Origin of the sequence: Pseudomonas sp. G5(2012) (genome assembly GCF_000408945.1) — a bacterium.
GTDB classification, from domain to species: Bacteria; Pseudomonadota; Gammaproteobacteria; order Pseudomonadales; family Pseudomonadaceae; genus Aquipseudomonas; species Aquipseudomonas umsongensis.
This window is the reverse complement of sequence record NZ_APIO01000125.1, coordinates 1-13,033: the sequence shown is the minus strand read 5'-3', so window position 1 is coordinate 13,033 and position 13,033 is coordinate 1. Positions and strand designations below refer to the sequence as shown.

At 60.4% G+C, this 13,033-nt stretch carries 6 protein-coding genes; 4 read left to right on the top strand and 2 right to left on the bottom strand.

Going from position 1 to position 13,033, the window contains the following annotated elements:
• The first annotated feature begins 451 nt into the window (after positions 1-451).
• The 4 genes from PG5_RS28915 (at position 452) to PG5_RS28900 (ending at position 8,520) form a co-directional block, all read left to right on the top strand.
• Complete coding sequence (locus PG5_RS28915; RefSeq protein WP_020800631.1) at positions 452-1,252, top strand: endonuclease/exonuclease/phosphatase family protein; 801 nt, start codon at positions 452-454, stop codon at positions 1,250-1,252.
• 229 nt (positions 1,253-1,481) lie between these two features.
• Positions 1,482-4,052 (top strand): autotransporter outer membrane beta-barrel domain-containing protein, encoded by a 2,571-nt coding sequence (locus tag PG5_RS28910; protein WP_020800630.1) that lies wholly within the window; start codon positions 1,482-1,484, stop codon positions 4,050-4,052.
• A gap of 312 nt (positions 4,053-4,364) precedes the next feature.
• Entirely contained in the window at positions 4,365-5,432 is a 1,068-nt protein-coding gene (locus PG5_RS28905; RefSeq protein WP_033042701.1) for an autotransporter outer membrane beta-barrel domain-containing protein, read from the top strand.
• A 340-nt stretch (positions 5,433-5,772) separates the two neighbouring features.
• Complete coding sequence (locus PG5_RS28900; protein ID WP_020800628.1) at positions 5,773-8,520, top strand: autotransporter outer membrane beta-barrel domain-containing protein; 2,748 nt, start codon at positions 5,773-5,775, stop codon at positions 8,518-8,520.
• Positions 8,521-8,632: 112 nt separating this feature from the next.
• Here PG5_RS28900 and glgB read toward each other — a convergent pair whose 3' ends face one another.
• Complete coding sequence (gene glgB, locus PG5_RS28895) at positions 8,633-10,867, bottom strand: 1,4-alpha-glucan branching protein GlgB (RefSeq protein WP_020800627.1); 2,235 nt, start codon at positions 10,865-10,867, stop codon at positions 8,633-8,635.
• Between the two features lie 2 nt (positions 10,868-10,869).
• On the bottom strand, positions 10,870-13,033 hold a 2,164-nt coding region (locus PG5_RS28890; protein WP_042955829.1), incomplete at its 5' end, for a putative maltokinase.

Sequence of the window (13,033 nt, the reverse complement as noted above, 5' to 3'; positions counted from 1 at the left end):
AAAAGGAAGCAAAAGGCTTTGCCCCACCACTCGGTGCCTCGCTTGGGCTCGGCATGCCCTCTCTCCGGCATTGCTCCGTGGGTCGCCGCGATGGGCCATCGTGGTTAACGGGGCGCCCGCGATCAACAGCAAAGCGAGGCGGCCTTAAAGCCGACCTGACTTTTACAGATACCCCCAATCCCCTGTGGGGAGCCAGCCTGCTGGCGATGGAGGTCAACGATAACGCGCCCTGTCTGGATGAACGCGCTGTCTGGACGTATTTCACCAGCGGGCTGGCTCCCGCAATGGCATGGCGGACAAACCTATAATCAGGTCGGCGAACAGACCGCCATCGCTGCGATGCGATTCCCGCTGCGTTCGGACGATTTTTTGGCATCACGGCATAACGCGCTGAACTGCACGCTCCCCTATCAGTCGCATGCATAAGCAACCCGGATTCAGAGGAGTGAAAGTGAGCAGTGACTCTAATCGGCTGGCAGCAGGATCAGTGCCGTTGAACAGCCCCGAGGCTATCCATCGACTGCGCGTGTTGACCGTCAACACCCACAAAGGCTTTACCGCCCTCAATCGGCGTTTCATCCTCCCGGAATTACGTGAAGCGGTACGCAGTACCTCAGCGGACCTGGTGTTCCTGCAAGAAGTCGTCGGTGAACACGAGCGCCATTCTTCGCGCTACAACGATTGGCCACAAACCTCGCAGTACGAGTTCCTGGCCGACAGCATGTGGAGCGACTTCGCCTACGGGCGAAATGCGGTTTACCCCGACGGTCACCATGGCAACGCACTGCTGTCCAAATACCCGATCCGTGAATACCGCAACCTTGACGTCTCCATTACCGGCCCAGAGCGCCGGGGGCTGTTGCACTGCGTGCTGGATGTACCGGGCCATGCCGAGGTCCATGCTATCTGCGTACACCTGAGCCTGCTGGAGAGTCATCGACAGTTGCAGTTGCAGTTGCTCTGCCAGTTGCTCGAATCCTTGCCCGATGACGCCCCCGTCATCATTGCCGGCGACTTCAACGACTGGCAGTTGCAGGGCAACGCCGCTCTCTCGCGCCGCGACTACTTGCACGAAGCGTTCGAACGCCACCATGGCCGGCCGGCAAAAACCTACCCGGCACGCTTCCCGCTGCTGCGCCTGGATCGGATCTACCTGCGCAACGCCAGTAGCCACGATCCGAAAATCCTCGGCCACAAGCCCTGGACACACCTGTCGGATCATTTGCCATTGGCGGTTGAAGTGCACCTGTAACACGTAAAACTGATCTCTAACTGTCATTTATGACAGTAGATACATCCAAAAACACTTGCTACGGTGCTCTCGTCCGTTCGAATGACTCGGATGGACATGCCCCGTAGCCGTCGTTGCCTGAAGGGTCTTATGCCTTCCTGATGATGTCTCGCGACTCGCGCTGCAGATACACCCCCTACCTTGCCGTTCCTGCAAGGCATCGGGTGTCGAATCTTGAGCGGAGACGCGCATGGACCTTTGTAAAGCACTGCCCAGCTACCGTTACAGCGCCTGTGCCATTTCGATCTGGCTGTGCATGGGCTGGTCCCTGCCCGGCCAGGCGGCTTGTACCTTGGTCCCTTCCACTGGCAACGACAACTTCGTGTGCGACAGCGGCAACAACGGGCCGCTGACTGATTTGACGGGAAACAACAACCTGGCCTTCCCCGCCAATGGCACCGGCACGATCACAGGCAATGTGACGTTCGGCGCCGGCAACGATACCCTGGACATGAAGTCCGGCGTCATTAGCGGGATCGTCCAACTGGGGGACGGCAGCGATACTTTCAGCATTGACGCCGGCCAGATCACCGGGGCGGTGAACCAGGGCAATGGCGTCGACACCGCCCTCATACGTGGCGGGACTATCCAGTCGCTGGCCCAGGGCGACAGTCGCGACTTTTTCCAGATGAGCGCAGGCACGATCATTGGCGCCTTCGAAGACGGTGACACCGCCAAAATGACAGGTGGCAGCATCGGCCGGGTCGATATGAAGCTCGATGACAATCTGTTCGACCTGTCTGGTGGCGAGATCCTCGGCAATCTGGTCACCGGGTTTGGGACTGACACCATCATCGTGTCCGGTGGCAGGATTGGCGGCAACATCAGTGTCAGCGGTGGCAATGACAGCATTACGGTGACTGGAGGCGAAATCGTCGGGGAGATCCGGGCCAGCGCGGGCAATGACAGCTTGACCTGGGATGGCGGCGGCATCATCCGTTCGGCGATCCTGATGGGAGATGGCGATGACCGGGCAACCCTGCGCAATCTCAGTGCCAGCCGCCTGGCCCAGACTCCGACCCTGGATGGGGGCAACGGCAGCGATCTGCTGACTTTCGATAACACCACCAGCGGCGTCGCTCGCTACATCAACTGGGAGACCGTCAACCTGAACAATCAGTCGCAACTGGACTTCGACGGCAACTTTGTCCTGGGTGACAGCGCCACCGGTAGCGGCGTATTCAACATTGACAGCAGCAGTGTCGTGACCTCGGCCAGGGGTAGCCTCACCCCCTTCTCCGCAGGCCAGCGGGCGACGCTGAACAACGCCGGGATCATCGACCTTGGCAGTGGCAACAGTCGCACCAGCGACACCCTGACAGTACAGGGCAACTATGCGGGCAACGGCGGCCAGCTATGGCTGCAAAGCGTACTGGGCGATGACAGCTCCCCCAGTGACAAACTGGTGGTCAACGACGGTACCTTGGCTGGGTCCACGTCCATTACCGTCAGCAACCTTGGCGGCACGGGCGCCGCCACCTTGCAAAACGGTATTCAAGTTGTCCAGGCCCAAGGCACGGCCATCAGCGACAGTGGCGCCTTTAGGCTCAAAGCCCCGTTGTCGGTCGGCGCGTTTGATTATCATCTGTTCAAGGGGGGCGTCACTGCCGGCAGCGCAAACAGCTGGTACCTGCGTTCGTCCGTTGTTGCGCCGCCGTTGGTTGCAGCGGCAGTACCCGATCCAGATCCGACGCCCAATCCCGATCCAACCGTGCCGCCCGTCCTGGTGCCTCTGGTGCCGTTACCGGTGGCGGCTGTCGGCACACCACCCTTGCCGACGCCCGTTGCCGGTGCGGCGCCCATTCCCCTGTACCGCCAGGAAGTCCCGGTCTGGTCAGTGTTGCCTCCGGCGGTCGCGCAGTTGGCCCTGACGGCACTCGGCACCTTCCATGATCGACAGGGTGATCAACGCCTGCTGAAAGAAACCGGCGCCTTTGGCGCGGGCTGGGGCCGGGTCTATGGCAAAAACATCGAGCAGACCTGGGCCGGCACCGTCACGCCACGACTCGACGGCTCGCTGAACGGATTTCAGGTGGGCAACGACCTGTTCGGCTCGCAAACTTCCGGTGGGCAAACCCAGCGCACCGGCTTCTTCGTCGGCCATAGCCGCTTGAAGGGTGACGTCGACGGTTTCAACCAGGGTTTCCAGGACAAACGTGCCGGCAAGGTCGAATTGCAAGGCGATAGCCTCGGGCTCTACTGGACCCTGACCGACCCCAAGGGTTGGTATCTCGATACGGTGGCGATGTACACCTGGCTCAACGGCGACAGTCACTCCGAGCGCGGCCTGAAAATCGATAATGACGGCCACGCCATGACCCTCTCCGTCGAGGCCGGCTACCCTGTTGCCGTGGCGGACAACTGGGTGGTCGAACCCCAGCTGCAAGCCATCAATCAAACGGTTGACCTGAAGCGTCAGGATGACGGCATTTCAAAGGTGTCGTTCGATTCCGACGCCGCCTGGACCGGCCGTTTCGGCGCCCGGCTCAAGGGGCGCTACGACGTCGCCGGCCTGCCGCTGGAACCCTACCTGCGCGTGAGCCTGTGGCACACCATGTCGGGAACCGACACGGTGACTTTCGACGACAGCACCGAAATCAACACCCGCCAACGCTCCTCATCGGCGGATCTGGGTTTGGGTGCCATCCTGACACTTGCACCCGCTGTCAGCGTGTACGCCAATGCAGATTACAGCAGCAATATCGACAGCAATCCTTTGCGGGGAATGAGCGGTAACCTGGGAATCAGGATGAGCTGGTAAGACTGAGCAAAGGCTCTAGCTCGAGAGTTTTTTGACGTTTCAACCAATAAACAAGCACTTAAGCATGCGTCGTAAATCAGTCACTTATATGATCTAAAATACCTCTACCACTTATCGGCCATTTTCTTGACGCAATGCCAGGGGTCCTCTTGACTTCACGTTACTACCCCGGAACCACCACCAGGATCAATCCGATGACTACCCGTAAAAACGGACGGGAGTCGGCTTGCCCTAATTCTTTCGGTCGCCCCTCACTCGGGGTAGGAGAGACGCCACAGCGAGATACCGCATGCGATTGCAAGGTAGACCTCCATGAAAACTTCATTCACCCCTCAAGAGATCCGGATTAGTGTTTGCACCGTCTCCAGTACACTGCTGTTATGTTCTTCCATGGAAGTGCAGGCTTCCCCCACAGAGGAAGAAACCACGCCCTGGTACCGCCAGGACGTCCCGTCGCTTACCTTGTCTGCACCAACAACGTCCTATCCCGGCCGCTTCAGCCCGATTGCCGATACGCGAAGCTCGAGCCTGACCGTCGAAGCGGCTGCACCCGGAGCCTGGGATCAACTGTATGGCCAGGCTTCACGCCAGGCGCAAACCGACGCCATGGCCCAGGGGTTTTCCATTGCCGGCTCCGGCGAACTGAAAAGCCCGGCGATCCTGACCTTGCAAAGCAACAGTGGCCATACCCAACGGGTCGGCCTGATCGGCGGCACCGCCGAGTTCCACGGCACCGGCAACGGCTTGCTGACCAATCGCGCACAATCGGACCCGCACACCGACACCCTCAACCTGCAGGGACAGAGCCTCGGCGCCTACTGGAGCCTGACCGGCCCACAAGGCTGGCACGTCGATCTGTCGGCCAGTGGTGGTCGGGTCAACGGTTTCAGTCGCAATGAACAAGGCGCGAGGCAAGCCACCGAAGGCAGCGCAGTGACCCTCTCGGTCGAAGGCGGATTCCCGATTGGCATCAGTGAGAACTGGGTGGTGGAACCCCAAGCGCAATTGATCAACCAGCGAATCACCCTGGACACGCCCTATGCGGGTTCAGGGAATGCATCCTCCAGCGACCTCTCCTCCTGGAGCGGCCGGGTCGGTGCCAAGTTGAAAGGTAGCTACGACATCAACGGCCTGCCCGTCGAACCCTATGTTCGAACCAACTTGTGGCACACGGTGTACACCGGCAATACCGTAACCCTCGACCAGGTCGACAAGATCAGCAGCAGCCGAAACTCCTCGACGGTCGAACTGGGCTTGGGCCTGGTGGCCAGAATGACGCCGACCGTGAGCCTGTACGTCAGCGCCGACTACAGCAGCGATGTGGATGACAATGACTTGAATGGCTTGATCGGCAGCCTGGGCGTGCGGATGCGTTGGTGAGCAGCTGCGCGCACTGGTGATAGCCAATTTGCTGGTGAAGGCAACGATGCGGTGTGTCCGACACACCGCAATGCCGGCTACCCCATGACGCCTGAACCGGAGGTTCGCCAGCCCCAATAGTTCGTCACCTGTTATTTCTGACAGTAGCGCCTCAAACAACCTGTTGGTACCGTGGGAAAACACTGTGCCTTGTAATGCGCAGTCGTAAAAACCATGCCGACCGGTTGCATTGCCCGATGACTTCGCGCAGGAAACCTGCAGTTCCTGATCCGTATCGCTCTTGACGTTGCCATGGCCTGCCCCGCAGGAGCGGGAGCAGCACGTCTTGCGAGGATGGATCATGAGCAATCCGTTTTCAGCCTTCAGGCTCCCGGGCACTATTGCCCTGTCGATTTTTACCCTGTTTTTCTGGCCCCTGGCCTCCCATGCTGACTGCACGCTCGTGCCCACCAACGCCGATGACAGCTTCACCTGCAGCAGCGGAAGCAGCCCAGGGCTCACCGACACAAGCGGCAATAACAGCCTGGTTTTCCCCGAGAGCGGAAACGGCAACATCAATGGCCCTGTTATTTTCGGCGCTGGCCATGATCTGCTGACAATGAACTCCGGTGCCATCCTCGGCCCGGTGGACATGGGCGATGGCGCAAACATCTTTCAACTCTTCAATGGGACCATTGGTGGCACGGTCCGCCAGGGCGACGGTGCCGACATCGCACAGGTCAGCGCCGGTACGGCAGCTCTTATCGACCAGGGGGCCGGCAACGACCGATTGGCGATCAGCGGTGGCACCCTCATATCCGTGAACCAGGGGCCAGGCGATGACACCTTCACCATGAGCACCGGCGTCATCACCGGACTTTTAGAAAACGGCGAGCATGCACTCATGAGTGGAGGACAGATTGGCGCGGTCGCGATGAATCAGGACGCCAACACCTTTGAAATGCTTGGCGGTCGGATCCTCGGTGATCTGGATGCCGGCACCGACAACAACAACGTCATCATCAAGGGCGGCACCGTCGGCGGTAATATCATGGTCAGTGGCGGTGCAAACTTCATCACGGTCAGCGGCGGCGAGATCCATGGCCAGGTCCGTGCCGGCAGCGGCAACGACCTGTTCACCTGGGACACCCATGGGCACATTCACTCGGCAGTGCTGTTGAATGGCGGCGACGATCAATCACTACTGCTCAATCACACGGAAACCAGCCTGGCATCGACTCCCAGTATCGATGGTGGCCTGGGCAGCGACACCCTGACGTTCGACAACAGCCAATCGGCGAGCCCCACACGCTATCCCCACTGGGAAACCGTGAACATGGACAATGGTTCGCGGTTTAACCTGGACGGCAATTTCGTCCTCGGTGACAGCGTATCAGGCACCGGCACGCTCAACATTCATGGCAGCAGTGTGTTGCTGGTCGAACAGGGCAGCATCACTCCTTATGACTCTGGCCAGCTCGCCACTTTGAACAACAAAGGGCTGATCGACATGACCAGTGGCAACGCCCGTGCAGACAATCGACTTACCGTCGAGGGCAACTACATTGGCGACAAGGGCGAACTGCGGCTGCACAGCGTGTTGGCGGGTGATAACGCCGCCAGCGACAAACTGGTTGTGGAGCGAGGCACTTTACAAGGTTCCACCGCACTGCACATCACCAACCTCGCCGGCCCCGGAGACTTGACCCGGGAAAACGGCATCCTGGTGGTGGAAGCACTCAAGGGCGCCACAGGCAGTGACCGGGCATTCACTTACCCCGGGCCCATCTCCGCAGGTGCCTTTGAGTATTACCTGTACAAGGGAGGGGTCATCCCGGGCACTGCGCAGAACTGGTACTTGCGCTCCGCCGTGGTAGCACCTCCTCTGCCCGAACCGGAACATCCACCTGTGCCCTTGCCGGGGCCGGAACATCCACCGGTGCCCCTGCCCGAGCCCGAAAACCCGCCTGTGCCCCTGCCGGGGCCGGAAGATCCACACGTGCCTCTGCCCGAGCCGGAAAATCCGCCTGTACCATTGCCAGAGCCGGAACATCCACCCGTGCCCCTGCCAGGTATTATCGATAGCCCCGAAGACGAGCTTCCGCCGATTCGACCGGAGTTACCGGAAATCGAACCAGGCAAGCCGCCGATCCCGACCTATCGCCCTGAAGTCCCGGTGTATTCGGCGCTGTTACCTGCCATCAATCAGATGCTGCTCAATGCACTGGGTACTTTCCATGAACGCCAAGGCGACCAAAGCCAACAGCATCAGGCCGGCGCCTTCCCGGCAGGCTGGGGCCGGATGTATGCCAGTGACAGTCGCCAAGGTTTTGCCGGCACGGTCAGCCCACGTCTGGACGGCTCGATATCGGGTTACCAGGTCGGCAGTGATTTGTATGGATGGACCCGCGACGATGGACAGACGCAAAAGTTGGGTATCTTCGTCGGTCACAGCCAATCGCAAGGCGATATCGATGGATTCAATCGCGCAATCGAACATCGGGACGCCGGTACAAGCACACTGCGTGGCGATAGCGTGGGCCTGTACTGGACGCTCATCGACCCCTACGGCTGGTACGTCGACACTGTACTGATGTGGACGGGTGTGGATATCAACAGCGAATCCAACCGCGGGATCAAGCTCAACACCCATGGGCATGCCGTTACGTTCTCGCTTGAGGCCGGTTACCCGCTAAAGGTTTCCGGCGACTGGGTCCTGGAGCCGCAGGTACAACTTATCCACCAGCAACGCGCCCTGGATAGCCAGAACGACGGCATCTCCGATGTCACCTTCGATGCCGATAATAGCCTGACAGCCCGTTTCGGTGCCCGACTGCGCGGCACTTATCAGGTTGCCCATATGCCCCTGCAGCCCTACGTGCGCACCCATGTCTGGCATACCTTGTCCGGCACCGACCGGGTGACATTCAATGACACCACAGCGATCGACACCCAGCAGAAATCCACGACACTGAACCTGAGCATGGGCATGACGCTGCAAGTGTCGGACGCCTTGAGCCTGTATGGCGAAGCAGGCTACGACACCCAGCTTGACAGTAATGAGTTGAATGGTCGCAAGACGACAATCGGGCTGAGGCTGGATTTTTGATGGGCGACATCCAGGCGGGCCCGCCTCCAGAGTGGATTGATGTCGTGATCAATACCCTGTAGAGGCGAGCCCGCTCTGGAGAGCGATTCGGAGATAGCGCAGGCTGCCTGACTTACCCCGCCGGCCGCAACATCAACACCGCCAGCGGCGGCAGGTTCAGCGCCAGCGACAGGGCCTGGCCATGGCTCGGCGTTTGCTCGGCGGTCACCCCGCCACTGTTGCCATAGTTGGACCCGGCATAGATCGACGAATCGCTGTTGAACATCTCGCTCCACTGCCCGGCAAACGGCACGCCCACCCGATAACCCTCGCGTGGCACCGGCGTGAAGTTGGCAACCACCAGGATCGGCTGGCCGTCCTTGCTCCAGCGCATCCAGGCGTAGACACTGTTGATCGCGTCGTCGCCGATCAGCCACTGGAAGCCTTGGGGCACGTCGTCCTGCTCATGCAGCGCCGGCTCCTCGCGATACAGCCGATTGAGGTCACTCACCAGCTTCTGCACGCCTTTGTGCTCGGAGTACTGCAACAGGTACCAATCGAGCTGCTGGTCGTGGTTCCACTCGCGCCATTGGCCGAACTCGCAACCCATGAACAACAGTTTCTTGCCCGGGTGGGTCCACATGAAACTCAGGTAGGCTCGCAGGTTGGCGAATTTCTGCCAGCGGTCGCCGGGCATCTTGTCGATCAGCGAGTGCTTGCCGTGCACCACTTCATCGTGGGAAATCGGCAGGATGAATCGCTCGGACCAGGCGTACACCAGGCCGAAACTGAGTTCGTTGTGGTGATGGGCGCGGTACACCGGGTCTTGCTGAATGTAGTGCAGCGAATCGTGCATCCAGCCCATGTTCCACTTATAGGCGAAACCCAGGCCACCCTGCTGTGTGCTCTGGCTGACGCCGGGCCAGGCCGTGGACTCTTCGGCGATCACCAGCGCCCCGGGAGCTTCCACTGCCACGACGTCATTGAGGTGACGCAGGAAGTCGATGGCCTCCAGGTTCTCGCGACCGCCATGGCGGTTGGGCACCCACTCGCCGGCCTTGCGCGAGTAATCGCGGTACAGCATCGACGCCACTGCATCGACCCGCAGGCCATCGACGTGGAAATGCTTGAGCCAGTGCAGCGCCGACGCCAGCATGTAGCCGTGCACTTCGGTGCGGCCCAGGTTGTAGATCAGGGTGTCCCAGTCCTGGTGAAAGCCTTCCTGAGGATTACCGTATTCGTACAGCGCAGTGCCGTCGAACTGGGCCAGGCCATGGGTGTCGGTGGGGAAATGCGCCGGCACCCAGTCGAGGATCACGCCGATTCCCGCCACGTGACAATCGTTGACGAAGGCAGCGAATTCGTCGCCCGTTCCGTAGCGGGCGCTGGTGGCAAACTGCGAAAGCAACTGATAGCCCCAGGAGCCGCCGAACGGGTGTTCCATGATCGGCATCAGCTCAATGTGGGTAAAACCCAGCTCCTTGACATACGGAATCAGCCGCTCGGCCAGTTCCGGCCAGGTGTATTGACGGGCCACTTCACCCAGGTCGTCCAGCTCGCACTGCCAGGAACCGGCGTGCAATTCGTAGATCGACAACGGCGCCGTCGGGCGCTGGCGCTCGCCACGCGACTGCATCCAGTCCTGATCCTGCCAGTCGATCCGTAAAGGTGGGGCGACTTTCGAGGCGGTGTCCGGTGGCAGGCTGGTGGCCAGCGCCATGGGGTCTGCCTTGAGCGGCAGGATTCCGTCCTTGCCGAGGATTTCGTATTTGTAGGCCTCCCCCGCTTGCAGGCGTGGAATGAACAGTTCCCAGACACCGGTGGGATGGCGCAGGCGCATGGGGTGGCGACGACCGTCCCAGACGTTGAAGTCACCTACCACCGACACCCGCCTGGCGTTCGGTGCCCATACGGCGAACCGCACGCCATCGACACCGTCCACGGTCTTCAACTGGGCGCCCAGGGCGCTGCTCAAGTCGCGGTGATTGCCTTCGGCAAACAGGTACAAATCCATGTCACCCAGCAATGGACCAAAACTGTAGGGATCTTCGGATATTTGTTCGCCACCGGCCCAGCGGGTTCGCAACAGATACGGCTGTGCCCGCGGGAAATGCCCGACGAACAGCCCTGGGGTCTGGGTCGCTTCCAGGTTGCCCAGCTCCTCCCCGGATTCCTTGCCCACCACCTGCACGCTCAAGGCGCCCGGTAGATAAGCGCGGATGAATTGTCCGCCGGCACCATCGCCGTGGGGGCCGAGAATGGCAAAGGGATCGCGATGCTCGGCACGCACCAGCGCATCGATATCCCGCGCCCTGGGTAGCAGCGCTTCACTGTGATGATGACCCTGTTCCTTGTTCGAGAAACTCATGACTACTCTCCACCAAGATCGGAAAAGGGTTTAAGCCCACTCAATAATCCATATAAACCGTGCAACGGCACGGGCAGCCAGCCGGGGCGGTTTTCCGCCTCGTAGGCCACTTCATACGCCGCCTTCTCCAGGCCGAACAATGCCAAGGCGGCATCTTCGCCATCCGGATCTTGCCACGCATGGCCAAGCGTAGCTGCCGCCAGCCGATAAGCGTGGATAAATGCCTGCCTTGCCTCACTCAAATAGCGATCACCGACCCGCCGGCGAGCGTCCTGGGCATGGGCTGTGTTATCAACGTTATGCACGTTGATGGTCATGGCCGCCGCATAGTCGAAAGAGCGCAGTACACCACTGACATCCTTGTACGGGCTGTGCTTGCCCCGACGCTCCCGCAAAGGCCGCGCCGGTTCGCCTTCGAAGTCGATCAGGTACGCGTCACCCTTGATCACCAGCACCTGGCCGAGGTGCAAATCACCATGTACACGGATCCGCAGTCCACCCGCGGTCTTTTTGGCCAACTCCTGGACATGGCTGAGAATGGCCTTTTTATGCTCCAGTAAACGGCTGACCAGGGTTTTGTCCGCAGGGTTCAGTTCATGTTGATGCTGCTTGAGCAATTTCAATGCATGCTCGATTTGTGCCACGACATCCTTGCCCGTCGCGGACGCATCCTTTTGCGTAGTGATCTGCGGATCAAAGTCAGGATTTTCACTTGATGCCGCCAGCACTTGGTGCATTTCACCCAGGCGCTGGCCGAGCATGGCGGCGAAATCCTTCAACTCGCCAAGTGCGTTGTAATGCTGTTCCTGCTCGGACATGGCGTCCGCGAGTTCGTCGCGCAACGCTCGCTCCAGATTGTTCTGGGTCCATTCCCAGGCATCGCCCTGATTACTCAAGTAGCCTTGGGCGATCATCAGCAGGTTATCTTCGCCTGCCGCATCCCGACGCACTACCGCGCCCAGCAACGGCGAGATATTGCCGAAGCCGGCAGCGGTCAGATAGGCGCTCATTTCCAGTTCCGGGTGCACGCCCGACGCAACCTTGCGGATCAGTTTCAACACCAGGCTGTTGCCGACCACCACCGAACTGTTGGATTGCTCGGCGGACAGGTAACGCACATCCGACTCTGCCGTCAGGCCCAGTTTGGCGAGCTCGGCGGTGGGTTCAAAACGGATTTCACCGCCATCGGAAGGCAACACCGTGCTGTTCTGCATGCCCTGCAATACCGCGCGAATAAAGTTTTCCAGGCTGAAGGCATCAGTGATCAGGCCAACCTGCGGGCCACGGCGCACCCGTGACAAGGCCAGTTGCTGGGGCAATGCCGTGCCGACCTGGTCTTCGGCAATAAAGCCGAACGGCAGTTGGTAGCGACTGGTCTGGCCGCCACCGGTGACTTCGATTTCACTCAACAACACGGGGTGCTGCGCATCGCCAAATCGCACACCGTAGGCCAGATTGACCTTCTCGATGGCCGCGTCCTTGCCGGCGAACCAGCGGCGGTTCTGCAGCCAGTTCGGCAGGATGCCCTGCTCCAGCGTGGTGCGTGAAGGCGCTTCGAGCAACTCTTCCATGCGCTTTTTCAGCACCAGCGTGGTGAAGTCCGGTAGGCTTTGCGCCGGTTCCACATGCCAGCTCGGCATCTGGTTCTCCGCGGCGAGGCCGAACCAGTAGAACCCATAGGGCGCCAGGGTCAGGAGGAAGCTCAATTGGCCGATGGGTGGAAACGCATTACCGCCAAGCATCTCCACAGGCACCATGCCGACGTATGCCGACAGGTCCAGCTCCACGGCCTGGGCGCTGCGCGAAACGTTGGCCACGCACAGGATGATTTCATGCTTGCCGTCAGGCCCGGTGTATTCGCGGGTATAGGCCAGCACCCGGCGATTGGTCGGCGAGAGCATTTTCAAGGTGCCGCGCCCGAACGCCTTGGACTGCTTGCGCACCGTTAACATGCGCCGGGTCCAGTTCAACAGCGAATGCGGGTCGCCGGCCTGGGTTTCGACATTGACCGACAGGTAGCCATATTGCGGGTCCATGATCGGCGGCAGCACCAGGCTGGCCGGGTCGGCGCGGGAAAACCCGCCGTTGCGGTCGATCGACCACTGCATCGGCGTGCGCACACCGTCGCGATCGCCGAGGGAGATGTTGTCGCCCATGCCGATCTCG